The organism is Pseudomonas sp. (assembly GCF_035554175.1).
Classification (GTDB): Bacteria; Pseudomonadota; Gammaproteobacteria; order Pseudomonadales; family Pseudomonadaceae; genus Aquipseudomonas.
Window position 1 is genome coordinate 96,518 of sequence record NZ_DATMIV010000033.1, and the last position, 19,696, is coordinate 116,213.

Annotated in this window: 19 protein-coding genes; all 19 read right to left on the reverse strand. The window is 48.1% G+C overall.

Features of this window, described 5'->3' with window-relative positions:
* Positions 1–16: 16 nt before the first annotated feature.
* Positions 17–2,011 carry a polysaccharide biosynthesis protein gene (locus VNV36_RS16285; RefSeq protein ID WP_325718649.1) on the reverse strand — a complete coding sequence of 665 codons (1,995 nt, stop codon included), beginning with the start codon at positions 2,009–2,011 and terminating at the stop codon, positions 17–19.
* Between the two features lie 120 nt (positions 2,012–2,131).
* Positions 2,132–3,145 (reverse strand): MraY family glycosyltransferase, encoded by a 1,014-nt coding sequence (locus tag VNV36_RS16290; RefSeq protein ID WP_325718650.1) that lies wholly within the window; start codon positions 3,143–3,145, stop codon positions 2,132–2,134.
* Complete coding sequence (locus VNV36_RS16295) at positions 3,142–4,110, reverse strand: UDP-glucose 4-epimerase family protein (protein WP_325718667.1); 969 nt, start codon at positions 4,108–4,110, stop codon at positions 3,142–3,144. Before VNV36_RS16295 ends, VNV36_RS16290 begins: the two co-directional genes overlap by 4 nt.
* 67 nt (positions 4,111–4,177) lie before the next feature.
* Complete coding sequence (locus VNV36_RS16300; RefSeq protein WP_325718651.1) at positions 4,178–5,377, reverse strand: glycosyltransferase family protein; 1,200 nt, start codon at positions 5,375–5,377, stop codon at positions 4,178–4,180.
* Positions 5,367–6,611, reverse strand: a complete 1,245-nt coding sequence (locus VNV36_RS16305) for a class I SAM-dependent methyltransferase (protein ID WP_325718652.1) — start codon at positions 6,609–6,611, stop codon at positions 5,367–5,369. The genes VNV36_RS16300 and VNV36_RS16305 overlap by 11 nt, the downstream gene beginning before the upstream one ends.
* An 8-nt stretch (positions 6,612–6,619) precedes the next feature.
* On the reverse strand, positions 6,620–9,193 hold the full coding sequence (locus VNV36_RS16310; RefSeq protein WP_325718653.1) for a glycosyltransferase family 2 protein: 2,574 nt from the start codon (positions 9,191–9,193) through the stop codon (positions 6,620–6,622).
* 10 nt (positions 9,194–9,203) lie between these two features.
* Entirely contained in the window at positions 9,204–9,953 is a 750-nt protein-coding gene (locus VNV36_RS16315; RefSeq protein ID WP_325718654.1) for an ABC transporter ATP-binding protein, read from the reverse strand.
* Complete coding sequence (locus tag VNV36_RS16320; protein WP_325718655.1) at positions 9,950–10,747, reverse strand: ABC transporter permease; 798 nt, start codon at positions 10,745–10,747, stop codon at positions 9,950–9,952. Before VNV36_RS16320 ends, VNV36_RS16315 begins: the two co-directional genes overlap by 4 nt.
* Positions 10,748–11,242, reverse strand: a complete 495-nt coding sequence (locus tag VNV36_RS16325; RefSeq protein ID WP_325718656.1) for a GNAT family N-acetyltransferase — start codon at positions 11,240–11,242, stop codon at positions 10,748–10,750.
* A complete protein-coding gene (locus tag VNV36_RS16330) occupies positions 11,239–12,366 on the reverse strand; it encodes a DegT/DnrJ/EryC1/StrS family aminotransferase (protein WP_325718657.1) in 1,128 nt (375 codons plus the stop codon). Before VNV36_RS16330 ends, VNV36_RS16325 begins: the two co-directional genes overlap by 4 nt.
* Positions 12,367–12,468: 102 nt before the next feature.
* Positions 12,469–13,350: a glucose-1-phosphate thymidylyltransferase RfbA gene (gene rfbA / locus VNV36_RS16335; RefSeq protein ID WP_325718658.1), complete on the reverse strand. Its 882-nt coding sequence runs from the start codon at positions 13,348–13,350 to the stop codon at positions 12,469–12,471.
* A gap of 2 nt (positions 13,351–13,352) precedes the next feature.
* Positions 13,353–14,252 carry a dTDP-4-dehydrorhamnose reductase gene (rfbD, locus tag VNV36_RS16340; RefSeq protein WP_325718659.1) on the reverse strand — a complete coding sequence of 300 codons (900 nt, stop codon included), beginning with the start codon at positions 14,250–14,252 and terminating at the stop codon, positions 13,353–13,355.
* Complete coding sequence (gene rfbB, locus VNV36_RS16345) at positions 14,249–15,307, reverse strand: dTDP-glucose 4,6-dehydratase (protein WP_325718660.1); 1,059 nt, start codon at positions 15,305–15,307, stop codon at positions 14,249–14,251. The genes rfbD and rfbB overlap by 4 nt, the downstream gene beginning before the upstream one ends.
* 3 nt (positions 15,308–15,310) lie before the next feature.
* Positions 15,311–16,291 carry a glycosyltransferase family 2 protein gene (locus VNV36_RS16350; protein WP_325718661.1) on the reverse strand — a complete coding sequence of 327 codons (981 nt, stop codon included), beginning with the start codon at positions 16,289–16,291 and terminating at the stop codon, positions 15,311–15,313.
* Positions 16,292–16,727: 436 nt separating this feature from the next.
* The gene (locus tag VNV36_RS16355) at positions 16,728–17,663 is read right to left on the reverse strand and encodes a glycosyltransferase (protein WP_325718662.1); all 936 of its coding nucleotides are present in this window, start codon (positions 17,661–17,663) and stop codon (positions 16,728–16,730) included.
* Between the two features lie 266 nt (positions 17,664–17,929).
* Entirely contained in the window at positions 17,930–18,169 is a 240-nt protein-coding gene (locus VNV36_RS16360; protein WP_325718663.1) for a lipopolysaccharide assembly protein LapA domain-containing protein, read from the reverse strand.
* A 30-nt stretch (positions 18,170–18,199) separates the two neighbouring features.
* Positions 18,200–18,496 (reverse strand): integration host factor subunit beta, encoded by a 297-nt coding sequence (ihfB, locus tag VNV36_RS16365; RefSeq protein ID WP_007950920.1) that lies wholly within the window; start codon positions 18,494–18,496, stop codon positions 18,200–18,202.
* Positions 18,497–18,648: 152 nt separating this feature from the next.
* Positions 18,649–18,927 (reverse strand): hypothetical protein, encoded by a 279-nt coding sequence (locus VNV36_RS16370; protein ID WP_325718664.1) that lies wholly within the window; start codon positions 18,925–18,927, stop codon positions 18,649–18,651.
* Between the two features lie 192 nt (positions 18,928–19,119).
* The coding region (locus VNV36_RS16375) for a S1 RNA-binding domain-containing protein (protein WP_325718665.1) at positions 19,120–19,696 on the reverse strand (577 nt) is incomplete at its 5' end.

Here is a 19,696-nt window from a genome sequence, read left to right on the forward strand (position 1 = left end):
ACAGGATGTGAAACAATCAAGGATCGATACGACGTTGCTGGTAGATCCAGTCAACAATTTCTCCGTCGGGGGTGTAGCCAGAGACGGTTTCGCGCAGGAGTTGGCGGACGCGTGTGTAGTCGTCGGATTCGACGGCTTTGAGCAGCTCGCTCAACCGAGCTTTCAGGACATCCCAAGGAAGGTGATCTTCGTTGGCGCTCATGATCATCGGATGCGACGTCGCTGCGACGTTGTCACCGATCAGCAATTCCTCGTACAGCTTCTCGCCCGGGCGCAAGCCGGTGAACTCGATGGAGATGTCGCCCTGTGGGTTACGCTCCGATCGGATGCTTAGTCCTGACAGGTGAATCATCTTTTCCGCCAGCTCGACGATCCGCACGGGCTCGCCCATGTCCAGGACGAAAACGTCTCCGCCCTGCCCCATTGAACCCGCCTGGATGACCAACTGTGCGGCTTCCGGGATCGTCATGAAGTAGCGAGTGATTTTCGGATGAGTGACCGTCAGTGGCCCGCCGGCCTTGATCTGGCTATGGAACAGCGGGATGACTGAGCCCGAAGAACCCAGCACGTTGCCGAAACGGACCATGGTGAAACGGGTTTTGTTGACTCTGGAAACGTTGGCCTTATCGCCGAATAAAACAGGGGCGATCTCACGGCTCAAAGCCTGAAGCGTCAGTTCCGCCAAACGCTTGGTGCTGCCCATGACATTGGTCGGGCGGACCGCTTTGTCAGTGGAGATCAAAACAAAATTAGCCACTCCGCACTGTAACGCGGCCTGAGCGGTATTTAGGGTACCGATCACATTGTTCAGAACACCTTCGGCAATGTTGTGCTCAACCATGGGCACATGTTTGTAGGCAGCCGCGTGATAAACCGTATCCACATCCCAGGTTTTCATGACATCCAACAGCTTGTGTTGATGGCGGATGGAACCAAGGATTGGTAACAACTGGACCGCCACCGACTCTCGGCCTTCTCTCTGTTCAAGCTCCGAAAGAATACTGTAGAGATTGAACTCGCTATGATCGAAGAGTATGAGCTTGGTTGGCCCAAGAGAAAAAATCTGCCTGCAGAGCTCAGAACCAATAGAACCGCCGGCACCGGTTACTATAACCGTTTTGCCTTTAATACAGCGTTCGAGCAATTCAGGTTGTGCTGGAACCGAGTCGCGTCCCAGCAAATCTGCAATATCCACTTCCTGAATATCTTCCACCTTGACACGGCCACTCGCGAGGTCCGTGAAGTTCGGAACACTGCGAATATGCAGGGGGAAGCTTTCCAGAAAATTAAGAATCTCCCGGCGACGGGCGCGCGTCGACGAAGGTAGAGCCAAGAGAATTTCTTGGGCCCCTGTTTCGTCGATCAACTGTTGGATGTGCTTGGGCTTATAGACCTGCAGGCCAGCGATTATTCGATCAGCAATGCTCGGATCGTCATCGATGAATGCGACCGGACGCATAACCCGTCCCATGCGTAGCGCCGCGACAAGTTGATTGCCAGCGACCCCCGCACCGTAGACTGCGACCTTGACCAGACCATCATCGCGATTTGTAAAGGGCACGTGCTGAGCACCGGCAAACCAGTCACCCATGAAATATTGGCGCATGCAAAGACGCAGACCGCCAATGATGACGAGGCTCAACCACCAATAGTTGAAAACGATTGATCGAGGCACCACGGCCTCGTGGTTGCTATACCAGTAAACTACGAGTGCCAAAAGCAGCGCAGACAGGCTGACCGCCTTGACGATCGCTATGAGTGCATCATTTCCAAAATATCGCATGACAGCACGATACATGCCGAAGCGGATAAACAGCGGGATGGCGACAATAGGTGCACATACGAAAAGCCAAAAGTGCACCTTCAGAGGGTTATACATATCGTCCAGACCTAACCGGACGATAAAAGCCAACCATAGAGCAGCCCAGACCAGCACGATATCTGTGGCAACCTGAATGAGCCTTTTACGGCGTCGGGGAAGGCCTAACAGGTACCCTCTGATTTTATCCATGAACCCTTCATCCACCTTTTATCATTCCGTGTAGCAACTTGGGCCAGGGCAGTAGCTCCTGGGTACGTTGTGACCACTCTAACCCTAGATGACACAATTGTTATTGCTTAGTTCTTTTTCCTACCGCTCCAGCTCTCCAGCGCGAAAGCACTTTGCCAGGACGAGCAATGGCATGTAAGCCACGAACACGCCCAACAGGCCGTTCAGGTCAAAACGTGTCACGCAGATTGCAATTGGCAACAACCAAAAGACATTGATCGCACCGACAGCGATTGTTACCGGCAAATGTCTACCGAAACGACGCGACGCGAATTGATAGGCGTGGCTGCGATGCGCCTCGTAGACCTTGTCTCCTCGGACCAGGCGGCGAAAAAGCGTGAACGTTGCGTCGACAATAAATACCCCCAACAGGATCACCCAAGCCCACAGCAATGGTGGGCTGGCCCAGGCCGCCAACAGAGACAAGCCTCCCAGGACAAAACCTAGGAAACCGCTCCCAGCATCACCCATGAAAATTCGGGCAGGTGGGAAGTTCCAGTAAAAAAACCCTAAAACAGAAGCCGCGAGTAACAAAGGCGCCCAAATCAACTCCTCAAGCCCAGCCAACCAATAAAGCAGGCAAGCACTGAGACAGACACATATAGCTTCCACGCTTGCGATACCGTCAATGCCGTCCATAAAGTTGTACAGGTTGAGTAACCAGACTAGGTAGAACGTTGCCAACGCGTAGCCTGCCCAACCTAAACTCAGAGACATGCTGAACAGCTCAATAGGTGGCGCTCCCCCGATCCAGCTCAGTAACCAAACGGCAGACGCAAAATGCCCCATCAACCGCCAACGGGCTGCGATGTGACCATGGTCATCCATGAAACCGATCATTGCGATGACACCGCCTCCCCCCGCTATAGCGAAAAAAAATTCTGCTGGCATCAAGCCACTTAGCAGCAGCAAAAAAAGCGACAGAATGAACGCCAAGACAATTGCAACACCGCCACCGCGCGGAGTAGCGACAATATGGGAACTTCGCGCGTTTGGAATGTCGACCAGACTTCGAGCTAATGCATAGCGACGCAGCACATCGGTCATGACGAACGCAATGGCGAAAATTACCGGAATGAACCAGGCGAAACTCATTTTTTACGAGACTCCAGAAAATGTGCCGCCGTTACCTGCAAGCCATCATTCAAAGTATATGGCGGGCGCCAGCCCAATAATCTGCGATTTTTCTGGATATCGACCTTCAACGACCCCAGAAGCCGCTGCGCAACGGTGCCTCGACCGACCAAATCAGCTAATAACGTGAGCATCTTTACAGGAACAGGGATGAGCCGCGTCTTCGTACCTAGCGAGTTTAAAAGACGCCGCATCAACTGTGTCGTCGAGACATCTTCATCATCACTGACCAAGAAAACCTCGTTAGCAGCACGAGGATGGTCAATACATGTACTAACCAGATCAACAACATTTTTCACAAAAACGAGGCTTCGTGAATTATTAACTGATCCGAAGGGCAGAGGAATGCCCTTGATTAGCCATTGCAACATTTGATGAAAATTCGCGCCCACTCCTGGGCCGTAAATCAGCACGGGGCGAATAACGACAACCTCAATTGCGCCTGTCTGAGCAAGCTGCATCAGTTGCTGCTCTGCTTCGCACTTAGAGATGCCATACGCGTCCGATGGATGTGGCGTATCGTAAGCAGTGAATGCATCGTTGATGGAAGTACTCTCGCCATTAACCTTGATGGAGCTGATATATATGAATCGCTTGACGCCCGCCTCCGCAGCTTCCCGAGCAAGGCGAAGGGTTCCTTGGACATTTATCTTGCGAAATTTTTCGATTGACTGGAGTGGTTCTTCATCCATGACATGCACGCGAGCCGCCGCGTGTACGACGACATGAACGCCAGAAAGAGACTTGCGCCAGTCTGTGTTGTTGTTGATATCCGGAATGTGAGTCACAGTAACGTTATCGGGCAGCTTTACATCAATATTACGAAGTGGAGCAACAACTATCGTATCTGGAGAACTGCAAAAATGTTCCACCAGGAACCTACCCAAGAAGCCAGTCGCACCAGTGACAAGAATTTTTTTCTGCATTTTGACCGATTTAGGCAAGAGAAAACAAAAATGCGGTAGACCAGCTTCGTTAAGCCCCAGCAAACAATCAACTTTTTTCTGTTTTTAGAAAGCGGCGGAATATTTTTTTGAGCGCACGAGAGACGGTCAGCTTAATACCTCCCTCATACATAGAGATCTCAATCAACAACCAATAATGCGCCAAGCTCCTGATGAAGCTGTCCCAGATAGAAGTGTGAACAGGCAATACTTTACTGCTCATCAAAATTTGCGCGCCTTGCTGAAAAAGCGAGACCCATTGATTCGCAACCACGGCGATATCAAATCTGCGGCGCACATCATCGTACGCCTTGTCCGCGATAGCGCCCCTTTGCTGCTCATCATCCAAATATCGTTCGATTGCGGCAATCCAGCACTCGGCCAGATTGTTTTTGACGAGTAAGCCAGTAGACCCATCTACAACTGAATCAACGTAACTTTCGGAGTCTGTATATATTCCAGCGCAACGAAACGCGGAGTACTCGCGGTATTTATTGTTAGTTTTATACTTATTAGACGCTTTATCATCCAGAGGTGCAAGACCAATCTTCCAATTGCGCTGAGCCTGGAAGGATATATAATCAGCATAACTGTTCATATGTCTGAAAAACCTCACCCTCGGACCTTGCTCCAACCATTTGGGAAGACAACCGACGAACTCAAAAACTATATCGTCCCGGCGCGCAAGAAAATATGGAATGACATCTCTAAGTACCTCTAAATCGGCTTCGCGCGACGGGCTTCCTGCAAAGCCGATCCGATATTCAGCATCCCTAGCGTCACTTTCAGCTGGCAGTAAAGAGAAGTCAAAAAAAGCTGGCAAAAGAACAGTATTTGAGTTCTTCGGGACTATAAACTCTTTAAGCGCACTCGAATTAGTAATCACAGTATGCGCTTTTCCAACAGCAAATCGCAGCGATCGCCGTATAATGGGGTGCTGATAATATTTCGCAAGCGCGGTATCACCCTCTATCAACCAGAAGTTATCATCAATATAATAAAAATACGGGATATTGCTACGCTTTAAAGAGTGCATCCATGATACTGCAACCGGATCAGCCGTCCTTACGAACAAAGGCACCGCATTACCAGATAGAACATGTTCAGTAAGTTCTGTAAGATAAACTTTCCTATATCTCACACCAAGTCCTGAACATTCGTGCAATAGCTGTTCGGTTAATTGAGTAGTCGCGATATCCGCCTCGACAATCAGCAGAATATCAACAAAAGAACTAGCATTACTCATCATGTGAAAAGCATACGTATGGAATGACTTTCGTAGAGCGCAGGGGCCAACGGGGTGTAACTAAACATTCTACAACATTCGCCTTAATGTATAAATCTTTTGCAAAAAAGCGGATGAACGCCAAATTTTCCTGTTTGAACGTTTCGCCAATTGAAAAATTCACCACACCAACTGTATCAATCCCGGAAAGTACTTTGATCGCATTCCACACCACCTTATTACTCCTGTCCACTAATTCGACACCGAGGTGCGCATTATGAGCGTCTCCAGAGAGGTAAACACATACGGATATGGAGTCACACTCACCCGCACTACTTACTGGATACTCGACATATCCATCGGTGGGTATGTCCTTACCAACCCGATAACCAATCGGTTCGCGACGAGAGTAGTTAGTGGCTACATGATTGTTAAAACGTTTCAAATCCGCATCAGGCAAATCAGGTCCCGCCATGAGCAGCCGGATGAGTTTTTCGTTTCTAAGCAGCTTCCGCTCACACTCAGCAACGTGAACATACTGCTCCTTGAACCGCTGATCCAAAAATTCTTCAGCATACGAAAAAGTAGAGCATTTTTCTTTATCGTATAAGTTGGCATCGTTTCTAGATTTCTGCAGTGCAGGAGTATCCAAAAAGGGATAACTATCCAAATTCTCAGTCAACGCAACATAATCATCCTCATTACCTTCCTTCCAAACCACAAGATGATAGGCAACTTGGTGACATACATCAGTCAAATGTTGTCGCATCTCCCTTCGGCAATCAGGATCCATCTTGTTGAATCTAGGAAAATAAAAAAACTCCATCCGCAGCAATCGAATCTCTAATCCGGGATCAGAGTTATCGGATTGCGACAGTCCCCACGTGACTGCGTGTGGATGGTAGTATTCCTTTTTATCAATGGGCGCCCAAGAACAACTAGACCAGAACCTCGGCGTATGCTCATTGAAAACTTGAAGATGATACGGATTGGCTAGATTTAGCTTTTGTTCATAATAGGGGACGACAATACAAATCTGAGCCTTATGCTTACAAACGCGATAAAGCTCTCTCATTGTAAACATCAGATCTGAGACATGTTCCAGGCTATGAGCCGCGTGCACCAGCTCAATGGAGTTGTCCTCAAATGGCAAAGGTTTATCAAGATCCGCTACTACTTGAACACCCGGCAGTGGGAATCTGTCAACACCGACAAACCCAGGCAGGCATTTCGGCCCACAGCCTATATCTAACTTCATCGGCAAACCTATACAGTCGATATTTCCACGAATGGATACACAGGCAAACGCTTCAAACCCGCATAACGATATTTAACAAGTTCAAAAATGTATACTGGATGAGACGCCCGAGCAAATACACGCAGTTTGTATTCAGCCGAGGAATCAACATTTCCATCATCTACTCGAAATTCAACTGGTGATGACAGATCCAAAGAATGGAGCGACAAGAATTTATTCAAAATAATTTCGCCGGACGCACCAACTAACTCGATGCCAATAAGCCCATCTTGAAATCCGTCAGTAGCGAAAGCTAACAGAATAGACTTAATCTTTTTCGAACTATTTATCGGATATTCCAAGTACGGAATATCATGTAATGATTTTGACATCTCAAGGACGATACCCGTACCGCCCTTCTTGGCGGATACAGAAAACGCTTTCAAGTCACGAAACTCGGGCATTAGGCTGTCCCACAAGTCGTGCTTGCGAGCCATAAAACCCAAACGTTTCGAAACCGAGGCTGCGTGTCTCCATCTAGCCAGCTCTTCAAGACTATGAATCAATTTTCGTGGACTTTTCAAGGAGTCATTAGTTGTAATAAAATTGATGTTGCTGTGATTTCTTGCGAGAATTTTCAGCCTGTTCTCGACTGTAGTAAAACCATTGAAGGTCGCCTTCTTAGATATCAAGTCTAAAACTTGAGAACTGGTCATCCCTGAGAACATCTCTGCACAGTACTTTTTATTATTTTCTTTGAATTTGGAAATACTAGACACATCCAAACTCTCCAACATTTCAGACCATGATCGAGCACTGAACGGAGAAGATACAACGTAGCCGATATTGAGATCTTTCACTTGGGAGTACGGAAAATAATCAGGCACCACAAGTGCTGCGCCAACTACATCAGCAGACTTCGCAACATTCATTGTTTTATAAATATTATTCGACGACGTACTGGGCGCATGGATGAGTATATCCGGGCTGTGTTTGGCAATCTGCAACAATGCTGACTCCCAATTCAGCTCATGCGGTATCGCCACTACCTCCAGCCGTTCATGCTGTTCAAGCACCTCAACGAGTGCTTTAGTAGCCCCACCCACTACCAATTTAATCCTTCTACCCGACTCAACGTACCGAAGAAGTGCAGGTACTACTATATCTTGAAGTGCGGAAAGCCTGTGTCCACCGCCCGCAAATGCAATTACCAGACTTTCGAGATCTACGGCACGCTCGTCAGCTACTATTTTCAAATCGCAGAACGCAGGTGGAAACATCATTATGTTCGGATGAAGCAGATGCTCCTCGAAATAATCGTAAAGAGTGGAAGTACTTGTCAACACGCCTGAGTATTCACTAAGCTTACGTCTCAACGTTGGCTTACTGACATCCTCAAAACCAATAACCTCTTTATCTTCTTGGAGAAGAGTGAGATTGTCATCGATAAAATAATAACAAGGAATTTGCATTTTTTTTGCAGCTTCGACCCATTCTGAAAATGGCTCCAACTGCCTTACAACAATCAAACAACTCGCGTGCGCAATTTCTGCAATTGGCCAGTTCCAAGGACGAATTACTCTAATTCGGCTTTTCCAATATTCCGGCAAATAATCGAAAGTTACAGTCGTGCTGGCATCGTAGTGACACGAAAGCACCAGAACCTTCCGACTGTCATTCGAATTCAACTGAGAGCTTTTGATATCTATGAATTGTCTAGTACGCGCGTGAGCTACTGCCATCTCTTTAGACGTGACAGCTGTACAATATGACGTAAATTCTGGCAAAGCGAAAATATCGTATTCACCGATGTTTTCCGGACGAAGTGAAAAATTACGCTCCTGCTTAATTCGCTCTTCAGAGGCCCAACTGTCTAACGCATATGTTTTCCCTAGACTATCTTCGGTTGCAGGCCCCCCTACCTCTCCAACACTAACCTCTACGTAACGGAGAATATATTTTCTCGAAATTCTTCTCCATAAGTCCCAATCACACACCCGAGTCATGAGGATGTGTGGATCGTACAGACCTATGTCCTCAAAGATGAATCGAGGCACCAATACCGCATTGTTTGCAATAAAATTCCAAGAATTGATATTATTTGTCGACAAGCTTGCACCCAGGTGCTCGACTTTGTCTTCACCGGATCCTAGCTCGTTAACCCGCATCGCAACCGATCCATAGACCACTTGATCTGGAGTGGTCTGCGCGTGAACGTAAAGTTCTTGCAGTGCATCAGGAAAGAAAATGTCATCATCAAACGCGAACGCAATGTAGCTACCGCGAGACTTCGAATATGCTTCATATTCAGAGATTGCCGGCAAGCCAATATTTTGAGGATGACGAAGACAACTGACCCGCCCGTCTTTCGCCATAAACTCTGAAATTATATCAGCACTGCCATCCGTACTAGCATCATCAACAATGATTAGCTCGAGATCAGCCAGTGTCTGACTCAATACGGATTCGATTGCATTACGAAGCTTCCCGCTCTTCGCTCTTCGAAATGTTGGTAGCAACACCGAAACAATAGGAAACTTGCTATTATTGTAAGAGCTTCCTGGCATCCACTGGGTTTCGCGAATGAGATCTTTAACTTTCATATGCGAAGTCCTATGCGGTTGCCGAATAGTTTTCAGAGTAAGCTTTTAGCACTTGATCAGTTTTTCCGTCCATGCGAAGCCTTCCTTTTTCCAACCAAATTGTGCGCTCACAAAAGTCACTGACCAAATCCGGAGAGTGGCTCGAAAAAACGAGAATTTTCCCCTGAGTCATGAATTTTTTCATCCGCTCTTGGGCTTTGTGAGCAAAGTTAATATCCCCGGCACCCATGACCTCGTCGAGCAACAGAACCTCAGGATTAATCGCTGTGGAAACAGAGAACGCCAACCGGATGAACATACCGGCAGAATAAGTCCGCACTGGGTAGTTCAGAAACTCACCCAACTCCGAAAATTCAGCGATTTCCTGCATTTTCGCATTTATCTCTTTTGGTTTGAGACCTAGCAGTAATGCGCGTATTTTTATATTATCCCAACCGGATTGATTCATCTCGAAACCTGTCGCGAACTCGAACATCGGGCATACATGTCCATATGTATGAGCAACACCGGTCGTGGTAGGATAAATTCGCGCCATAACTTTTAGTAATGTACTTTTACCTGCGCCGTTCAAACCAATCAAACCGACGCGCTCTCCCTTTTCAATAGAAAGATTGATGTTAGAAAGCGCATTGATTGTGTATTCTTTTGTATTAGAAGAAGCGGGACGACGCAATAGTTTATTCTTTACTCGGCCCAGAAAATCTGTCTGCCCAGTAAACACGACACTTGCATCACGCAAAACAATTGAAATATCAGTCATAGCATATAAACCAGTTTCTTATCCATCTTAGAGCCCAGCAATATGCAGACTACCCACAAAACAGTTAGGTATGCAGCGCAAAACATATAATCTTGCTTCACTGCAAACGAACCCTCTAAAATCGGAAATCTTATTACATCCACTAAGTAGTACAAAGGGTTATACTTGTAGACAAAATCGAAACCCCGATCTTTCAACATAGCGACCGGAAAAAGGACTGGCGTAATGAAAAACAGAACCTGGAAGATCCCGGTAAGGGCGTGCGGAAGATCCCTGAAGCGAGCGGATAGATATGCGCTCAGAGTAATGTGCCCTAACCCAGCAAGTAACAATATCCCGAGTCCGGGCAGTGCATATAGCCATCCCATCGGGTTGAAACGATCAAAGAACAACAGCGTTCCGATTAAAGCGCACACTCCAATCATCATCACTGCAAATAATGTCACCAATACTCGGAACAGATAAATCTGTTTCGGGAAAGAGAATTGTTTAATGTACCCCTCGGAGCTTATAAATGCATAACCCCCTTCTACAAAGGAGGCCACCAGAAACCCCCAGATGATTAAGCCACAAGTAAGATAAGGAAGAAACTCAGCCATGGGCTGCTTTAGTAACACCCCGTAAACCATACCCGCACCTAAAACCATCATTGCTAGGTTTATAAGTATCCAGAGCGGGCCTATTGCAGATCTGCGAAATCGGGCCTTGATATCCTGAAGTCCCATGAACAACCATACTCGCCATTCAAGAAGCGATTTCAATGCATTGGGTAAAAAACTATTCTGACTGATCATCTAAAGCCTATTTAGCTCAAGCACTATTAATTTGCCATTACGGGAAACTTCGGTGAAGCCCAGCTTTTCGTATAACTTTATTGCCCTCACATTGTCTTCCAGGACTTCTAGAAATACACTTTCAAGTCCGAGCTGCTGCCAACAGGTTTCAATCAACAATTGGCAGCCTCGCTTGATATGGCCTTTACCCGCGTTATCTGGCGCAGCTAGAAAGCGTCCAACCTCGGCACGCTTTCTTTTTAGATCCACGCCATAAACAGCGCACTGCCCCACCAACTCACCATCCGCCGCGATGACGAACACAAAATCATCAGACTTTTTAGTATATGACTCAAACCACTTTACGTGATTGTCCCATTCAATGATGTTTGAGTTAATAAACCATCGGCGATTTTCGTCTCGATTTCTCCAGTCCAAAGTGAACTGTAAATCAGCCACGTCTAGTAGGCGGATCTCGACGACTTCATCAGATGTTGAGTGGAGGGTAGGTTTCATTTTGCGTACTTGGCTACCAATTGAGATACGGTGTCTACATCTGTTTTAGTGAGGCCCATGTGAACCGGGAGCGAAATAATTTCCTGGGACGCCAATGCTGCTTTAGGGCAAGTGCCATTACCATGGGCATACATACGATACTCCGTGTTATCACGGTAATGTACGCCTGGGTATACCTGATGCTCGTTGAGGGCCAGCATCAGCTCTTCGCGGTTTTTGACACGGATTTGCACAAGGTGGGTCGACGACTCACATTCCGGATTGATTTCAATAAAGCGTACTTTATCGTTACCTTCCAAGTTTTCGCGATACCATTTGGCCAGCTGGCGACGGTAAGCGTTATCACGATCAAGATACTTCAACGCAACCAGGCCCATGACAGCCATGATCGAGTTACCGTGGTATTTGAAGCCGACTTCTTCAACATCATACATCCACTTGTACGCACCCTGAGCGGCAGTACGAGCGTAAGTATCCTTGTTGATGCCCAACCAGCTCATTTTGCGTACACGCTCGTCATCTTCAGCGTCTTTGAAGCAGATCATGCCGGAATCGGCCGTTGCCAGGTTTTTTACGGCCTGGAAGCTGAATACCACAACGTCCGCCTCTGGACATACATGACGCCCATTCATGCGGGTACCCGACATGTGGGCGGCGTCAAGAATCAGAGCGATGTTGCGTGTTTTGCAGATTTCGAGAATTTTTGAGTATTGACCGACATTGCCGCCAATACCTACGAAAATCAAAGCCTTGGTTTTATCGGTGATGCGTTGCTCAACGCTAACGGGATCAAGACAAAGCGAGTCATCAACATCTGCGAATACCGGCGTCAAGCCTGCGCAGAGAATGGCGTGGTTGGTCGATACGAAAGTCAAGGGAGTAGTAATGACCTCTGCGTCATCGCCCCACCCATTCTTCGTCTTGAGTAAGCGGAAAGCCAGTTCCAGACCTACGGTATTGGACGAAAGAAAATGTGCGTGAGGAAGTCCGGTGTAGGACTTCCATGCTTCTTCCATCTCAACAGTTTTAAAACCCAACCCAGTCCAGCCTTTCTCAAGACACTCACGAATACCTTCAAGGCATTCGTCGACACGAAATTTAGGTACAAACAGTTGAATTGACATGTATTTAGCCTCGAATCACAAGTGCTGTGCGGTTTTAAATTTCTATCCAATTACATCTATCGCAGAAAGGCTCGTATTGAGTCTGGCCTGCTGAGTACAACATCAATGACTCTCGTGTTCCAAGAGGCGCTTGAGATACTTCCCGTAACCATTTTTGATCAATGGCATAGCTAATGCGAGCAATTGCTCGTCCGATATCCATCCCTTGCGCCATGCTAGCTCTTCGGGGCACGCAACCTTAAGCCCTTGCCTGTTTTCCAAGGTAGCAATGAAGTGGCTCGCTTCGAGCAGAGACTCGTGAGTGCCCGTATCAAGCCAAGCATATCCCCTTCCCATGATCTCTACGGAAAGACTGTTACGCTCAAGGTAGACACGGTTCACATCCGTGATTTCCAACTCGCCACGATCAGAGGGTTTAATACTTTTGGCAATCTCAACGACGTTTGCATCGTAAAAATAGAGGCCGGTCACGGCGTAGCTAGATTTCGGCTCTGATGGCTTTTCTTCTAGGCTGATTGCTTTGCCTGACTTGTCAAACTCGACCACGCCATAGCGCTCAGGGTCATTCACGTGATATGCGAAGACACTTGCACCGTTGTCACGCTGCATCGCATTCGCCAAGAGTTCTTGGAAGTCATGGCCATGATAGATGTTGTCGCCTAATACTAACGCACATGCATTACCGTCGAGAAACTTCTCGCCAATAATAAATGCTTGGGCCAAGCCATCCGGTGACGGCTGAACGGCGTAACTCAGATTGATTCCCCACTTGGCACCGTCACCCAAAAGCTGCTCGAAACGAGGAGTATCCTGTGGCGTGGAGATAATCAAAATATCTCTAATTCCCGCCAGCATTAATGTGCTGAGGGGATAATAAATCATTGGTTTATCAAAAACCGGAAGCAGTTGCTTCGATATTGCGAGCGTTGCTGGATGCAGACGTGTTCCAGAGCCACCCGCCAGAATTATACCCTTACGATACATAATCATCCCTGCCTAGCGATGTCAGAGAGCGTTCTTTTAATATAGGTTTTCCAATCAGGAATAATTATATTGAACGCGTTTTGAATCTTACTGTTATTGAGTCTTGAGCTTATAGGTCTGACCGCTTTCGTAGGATATTCAGAACCGCTAACGGGCCTGATATCTTTTTCCGTGCAGTTCAGAGGTATTCCAAGACTCAATGCCTCAGTAACCAAATAACTAGCGTATTCATACCAACTCGCGTACCCCGACGATACTAAATGGTATGTACCACTCAGAGATTGGGTATCCGCACTGTTCAAAATCCGATAAAGACACAGTACAGTCGTATCTGCGATGAATGAAGCACAAGTAGGCGCGCCCGTTTGATCACTCACGACCGAAAATTCTGTCTTTGTTGCCGCCAGATTCAAAATCGTTTTAGCAAAATTTCTACCGCGAGAGGAATAAATCCAACTGGTTCTAAGTAAAAGATGGTTACAGCCGCTAGCGGCCACGGCCACTTCACCCAGCGCTTTGGACCTGCCATATGCATTCAATGGGTCTGGGAGATCAGTCTCATCATATGGAATGTCGGATGCCCCATTGAATACGTAATCGGTAGAGTAGTGCACCAGCCAAGCATTATTCTCCGCCGCATACTCGGCCAGCACCTTCACCAATAGAAAATTGATTCTTTCGGCGTCTTGCTCGTATGTTTCTGCTAATTCAACAGCGTTATATGCCGCCGCATTGACGATAATATCTGGACGCTCTTGACGGAGATAAGCTGACACGGCGTCAAAATCCGCCAAGTCAACCTTACTTCGATCACAGGCCGCGAAGTCTCCAAGCAGGGGTAAGGAGCGCTGTAGCTCCCACCCCACCTGCCCGTTACTACCAAATAACACAATTTTTTTCATATGTACTGCCTGCTTACCCAATCCCGATAAGCGCCGCTAGTAACATTGCTAACCCATCCCTGATTTTTCAAGTACCACTCGACAGTCTTGCGAATACCAGTTTCGAAAGTCTCGGCCGGTTTCCAGCCCAATTCACGTTCAAGCTTCCGGGCATCAATTGCATACCGACGGTCGTGGCCGGGGCGATCAGTTACATAAGCGATTTGCTGATGGTAAGGCTGGCCGTCCGACCGCGGGCTCAATTCGTCAAGTAACGCGCAAACAGTATTTACAATGTCGAGATTGGGCTTTTCGTTCCAACCGCCGACGTTATAGGTTTCGCCAATCTTACCAGCTTCGAGAACCCGGCGGATTGCGCTACAGTGGTCTTTGACATAGAGCCAATCGCGGATCTGCTGCCCATCGCCATACACTGGCAGAGATTTACCGGCAAGCGCGTTGACAATCATCAACGGAATCAGCTTTTCCGGAAAATGGTATGGGCCATAGTTATTTGAGCAATTCGTAGTCAGTACAGGCAAGCCATAAGTATGGTGGTAGGCACGTACCAAGTGGTCACTCGCAGCCTTGCTTGCCGAATAAGGACTGTTAGGTTCGTACTGATGAGTTTCGGTAAAAGCCGGATCATCTTTTGCCAGGGATCCGTAAACCTCATCCGTAGAAACGTGCAAGAAGCGAAACGCCCCTTTTGCGCTCTGCTCGAGATCGCCCCAATAAGCTCGCACAGCCTCTAAAAGCCGGAAGGTACCGACAATATTTGTTTCAATGAAATCTTCGGGACCGTGGATCGAGCGATCAACATGAGACTCGGCGGCAAAATTTAAGATCGCACGTGGTCGATGGTCGCTTAACAAGCGCGCAACCAAGTCGCTGTCACCGATATCACCTTGGATGAAGGTATGCCGCGCATCTCCATCCAGACTGGCCAGACTTTCCAGGTTTCCGGCATAAGTGAGTTTGTCCAGGTTGATAACCTGCTCATCCGACTGCGTTAGCCAGTCCAGTACAAAGTTTGCCCCGATAAAACCGGCACCGCCAGTGACTAAGATGGTCATAAATTAGATCTTTTTCAATAGAACGACGAGAATGAGTCCGAGGTTTCCAAAAAGCGTCTGCCGGTGAATTCCGGCCCGCTGAAAACCCAGGATTCTTGGAAATAGTTTCTGTTTACGTGCTTTTTTGAACCGACCAAAGGTGACCTTATTTTCAGGGCTCAGCCGATGACTCATCGCTTCAAGCTCATGGATTATCTGATCGTTCCATCTGCAGAAACTGCCTTGGAAGATCAAAGGCAAACGCCCTAAACGAGCTACCCAGCCGGAGTTCCCGCCTATCAGGTTTTCATCATGCTGACGGTAAAGCAACATGGGCTCTGGATCATAATGAACCTTTCCTCCAGCCCCGGAAATGAGCACATATGCCCACCAATCGTGGCAGGGGGCATCCACCCGATCACCCGCTTCAAGGAGGAGATTACGTGCGGCTCGATTGAATACCATGGTGTTCCCACCCCCGATGCTTTGAACCAGGGCGTTGGAAAAATGTGGGGGAAGTCTAAAACGTGGCGAATACCCGCAGGATGCACCCGACTCGCCAATCAATTCTGTACGACCGCAATAAAGTGCAGGGATATCAGCAGGTACGTTCTGTAGCCAGGTTATCGCCTTCTCAAGCTTCGCATCCTTCCAGATGTCATCTTGATCCGACCAAGCATAGAAATCTGCAGAGATGTCGGATCGGCAAGCCAAGGACAGAAAATTGGCTACGAACCCCCTCTTGGGACCTTCCGATATGTGAACGCGTTGTGCGCCCATTGTGATTCGAAATGTTTGTAACATCTCCTGCGTCCCATCCTGGGATCCATCGTCGGAAACGTAAAGCGTCCAATTGGGATGCGTCTGACGTCGAAAAGACTCGAGTTGCTCAGCAAGAAACGATGTACCGTTGTAGGTGCATAGGAGAATTGCAACGTTCGCAACAGGCTCGCCAGCTGCCTGGACGGCATGATCTGTATCAAAATGCTGGTCTGAAACCGTCACAAAATCCCTCTTTGCGCGAACCGTCGCCCCATAGAGGCGTCATCACTGTAAAAACTGTCGATATGGTTGTGTTCTGAGCGAACGATTGTACATTCTACATCAATCGAAGCAACTCACACCTCCAAAAACCGACGACAGCCTTGCGCCTCTGAGATCCGTCGCAGAGAGAAATGACAGGTCCTGACCGATGTCTCGAAGCAGTAAAGATCTCCAGCTCGCCGGAGCAAGACAGCAAACCATTGAAAGTTGAAATCTTGAGCCATCAGCGCTACTAACGCGTAAACACTAAATACCGAGCAGCCCCTTCGGCTTCCGGACGACGAAGGATTAGGCACCGCCCGAACCTAATGTAGCGCCACTTACGCAATGTCAAATCCAAACGCCCTATAGGAAGCACGATTCGCTGGCATTATGAACAATCATAAATTCTTTACCACTACTGAAATAAAGCGACTTCTTTCCGTCCTACAAATATAGTGATCAGGCAGATCAAGAGGAACAGAATTTTATCGCGGGTGCGGCGGCGGCAACGCCAAGCATTGAAAGATAGCTTAAGTAACTGCCATCGGCTCAATGAAAACCAACTCACTACAAATGGCGCGGAATCAACGCCAACTAAATGAGCAATCAACTTCACCTGACCAAACCACCACCCGTTATTTATTGTTTTATAACGGGACAAGATAGATTTGAATCCAGTATTAGCTCCAACTTGATTATGCTCATGCTGCCGATAAGCCATGGATGGCACCGCGTCTATGAACCATTTAAATCCATGACTACGCGCATAAGCATAGAAAAACCAATCATGCAAGCTCACCAGCTGCAAGACATCCCAATTGCTAAGCACCGAAGCCTTGATGGCGCTGAACAAGCGCTTATTCATGACGTATGTACAACCGGGACCGGCCGCTTCGAACAAATAGTCCCATTCAACTTGAGCCTGAGCCTTGTCGAGTAACCTTTTTCTACCATTGGGCCAAAAGGCAATGACGTTACTCGAATATGCATCTGCCTTCTGCTGCTCGATGCCAGACACCGCGCGGAGAAGCTTATCCGCATACCAGATATCATCCTGATCCGCAAAAGCTACGTATTCAAAATGATCTATTTCAACATCACGAATCAAGCGGAAAAAATTGCGCGAGGCGCCACCAAACTTTCCCGCTGATGGTAATAAGACGACGTTGGATTCGCTAGCTGCAAGCGTCGAACACCAAACCTCAGTTCCGTCACTCGAAGGATCTACGCTGATATATACCGTAACGTCAACCTCAGACTGACCGAGAATTGAAGCCATCTGTTCTTCAATCCAGCGCGTTCCATTGTAAGCAGCCAACAACACTGCGACTTTTGGTAATTTTACAGACATGCCATCCCACTGGTAGCGCTTAGCTCGAAAGCCTTATTAATAAGATTGCCGTCACTTGGGATCGAGCTTACGAAAGAGAGGCCTGAGAGCGACCAAGAAAATTTTAGCACTTCAGCTAGCAAACAGCAGCGTAGAAAGACGACACGTTTTCTTTCGGCAACCGGATAACATCGGCTTCACGATTGATAAATCCGTGAAGTGCAAGCTAACCCACACGCCTGATACAAACCAAGTTGAAGGAGTTCAGCTCAGCAACTTTAGCAGCATCAAACGGCGTGCTTCCGTGAACGCCGGGCAACCCTACCGAAAAACCAGCCCACCATAGGGCCGATCAACATACCGATCAGCAATGCCAAAACCGCGATAACCGACACTGGCAACTGCGGGCCGGAAAAACCCAGAAACAAAAGTGAAACCGATTGTTGGTTCTCCAGCACAAATGCCAGAACAATCAGAACCATCAGCAGAAGAAAGACGCCAAGCAGTATGCGTTTCAGGTTACGCATTCACGCCCCCTTGAATTTGAATAGCGAAGATCAAGCGCCCTCCTCCTCTTCCTCATTCACGCGGTCACGCAATTCCTTGCCCGGCTTGAAATGCGGGACGAATTTACCGTCCAGACTTACCGACTGACCGGTCTTCGGATTACGACCAACGCGCGGTGCGCGGTAGTGCAGGGAGAAGCTGCCGAATCCACGGATCTCGATACGATCACCGGTGGCGAGGCACTGAGACATTTGTTCAAGCATGGTCTTGATGGCCAGCTCCACATCCTTGGATGAGAGTAGCCCTTGATGGGTGACAATTCGTTCGATCAACTCCGACTTCGTCATATTTTTCCCTTCTTTTTCAAGCAGCTAGATCAGCGCTTGAAAGGTTTTAGCATGCCCGGAGGAATTTGAACAGCCCAAGGATTGACATATCTCTCCCGACGCCAAAACGCCCATTTTCAGGGCATCGAGTTGACTTGCCTGCCAACTCACACTCAGCGACATATCACCAACATGGTTCGGGTCAAATAGCCTGCTGGATTGAACCCGAACGGATACTCGTCTTCATCCTTGGCGTCATCCGAGCGTGTAATAACCTTGTAGCCAGCACCCTTGCACTCCTTCGCCGCGCGCTTATGGCACTTTTCCCAGCCAGAACCAAGCCCAGAACAATCGACCTCGATACCGCTAACGCCACGCACTGCGTGGGTTTTCGCACTGGTGGTGCAACCTGCCAGCGCCAAGACCATTGCAACAACAAGTAACTTGTTCATCCACTTCCTTATGCCAGGCAAGCCCGACGACTGATGCTCAAGACCAAGCTTAGTCGTGAATAGGCGATTGATCCGATTAAAGAAACAGACCCGAAGCCGAGGCAATTGGTTTCATGCACGAACGTACAAGAACCAAATCGCAGGCACAAAAAAGGGCGACCGAAGTCGCCCTTTTTAATGATCAAGCAGAACTCAGTTCTGTTTGGCCATTGCTTGACGCAGCAGTGCCGCCATAGTGGTATCAGCTGCTTCGCCTTCCGGCGCTGCTTTCAGGCTCTGGATGGCTTCTTTCTCTTCAGCATCGTCTTTCGACTTGATCGAGAGCTGGATTACGCGGCTCTTGCGATCAACGCTGATGATCTTGGCTTCAACTTCCTGGCCTTCTTTCAGAACGTTGCGCGCGTCTTCAACGCGGTCACGGCTGATTTCGGAGGCTTTCAGGGTAGCTTCGATGTCGTCGGCCAGAACGATGATGGCGCCTTTGGCGTCAACTTCTTTCACGGTACCGGTCACGATAGCGCCCTTGTCGTTAACCGAGACGTACTCGGAGAACGGATCGCTTTCCAGTTGCTTGATGCCCAGGGAGATGCGCTCGCGCTCCGGATCAACCGACAGGATGACGGTGTCCAGCTCGTCGCCCTTCTTGAAACGACGTACGGCTTCTTCGCCCACTTCGTTCCAGGAGATGTCGGACAGGTGAACCAGACCGTCGATGCCGCCGTCCAGACCAATGAAGATACCGAAATCGGTGATCGACTTGATGGTGCCG

Coding starts and splice junctions, on each gene's coding strand:
- VNV36_RS16285 (WP_325718649.1), bottom strand. CDS start 2,011: ATGGATAAAATCAGAGGGTACCTGTTAGGCCTTCCCCGACGCCGTAAA.
- VNV36_RS16290 (WP_325718650.1), bottom strand. CDS start 3,145: ATGAGTTTCGCCTGGTTCATTCCGGTAATTTTCGCCATTGCGTTCGTC.
- VNV36_RS16295 (WP_325718667.1), bottom strand. CDS start 4,110: ATGCAGAAAAAAATTCTTGTCACTGGTGCGACTGGCTTCTTGGGTAGG.
- VNV36_RS16300 (WP_325718651.1), bottom strand. CDS start 5,377: ATGATGAGTAATGCTAGTTCTTTTGTTGATATTCTGCTGATTGTCGAG.
- VNV36_RS16305 (WP_325718652.1), bottom strand. CDS start 6,611: ATGAAGTTAGATATAGGCTGTGGGCCGAAATGCCTGCCTGGGTTTGTC.
- VNV36_RS16310 (WP_325718653.1), bottom strand. CDS start 9,193: ATGAAAGTTAAAGATCTCATTCGCGAAACCCAGTGGATGCCAGGAAGC.
- VNV36_RS16315 (WP_325718654.1), bottom strand. CDS start 9,953: ATGACTGATATTTCAATTGTTTTGCGTGATGCAAGTGTCGTGTTTACT.
- VNV36_RS16320 (WP_325718655.1), bottom strand. CDS start 10,747: ATGATCAGTCAGAATAGTTTTTTACCCAATGCATTGAAATCGCTTCTT.
- VNV36_RS16325 (WP_325718656.1), bottom strand. CDS start 11,242: ATGAAACCTACCCTCCACTCAACATCTGATGAAGTCGTCGAGATCCGC.
- VNV36_RS16330 (WP_325718657.1), bottom strand. CDS start 12,366: ATGTCAATTCAACTGTTTGTACCTAAATTTCGTGTCGACGAATGCCTT.
- rfbA (WP_325718658.1), bottom strand. CDS start 13,350: ATGTATCGTAAGGGTATAATTCTGGCGGGTGGCTCTGGAACACGTCTG.
- rfbD (WP_325718659.1), bottom strand. CDS start 14,252: ATGAAAAAAATTGTGTTATTTGGTAGTAACGGGCAGGTGGGGTGGGAG.
- rfbB (WP_325718660.1), bottom strand. CDS start 15,307: ATGACCATCTTAGTCACTGGCGGTGCCGGTTTTATCGGGGCAAACTTT.
- VNV36_RS16355 (WP_325718662.1), bottom strand. CDS start 17,663: ATGTCTGTAAAATTACCAAAAGTCGCAGTGTTGTTGGCTGCTTACAAT.
- VNV36_RS16360 (WP_325718663.1), bottom strand. CDS start 18,169: ATGCGTAACCTGAAACGCATACTGCTTGGCGTCTTTCTTCTGCTGATG.
- ihfB (WP_007950920.1), bottom strand. CDS start 18,496: ATGACGAAGTCGGAGTTGATCGAACGAATTGTCACCCATCAAGGGCTA.
- VNV36_RS16370 (WP_325718664.1), bottom strand. CDS start 18,927: ATGAACAAGTTACTTGTTGTTGCAATGGTCTTGGCGCTGGCAGGTTGC.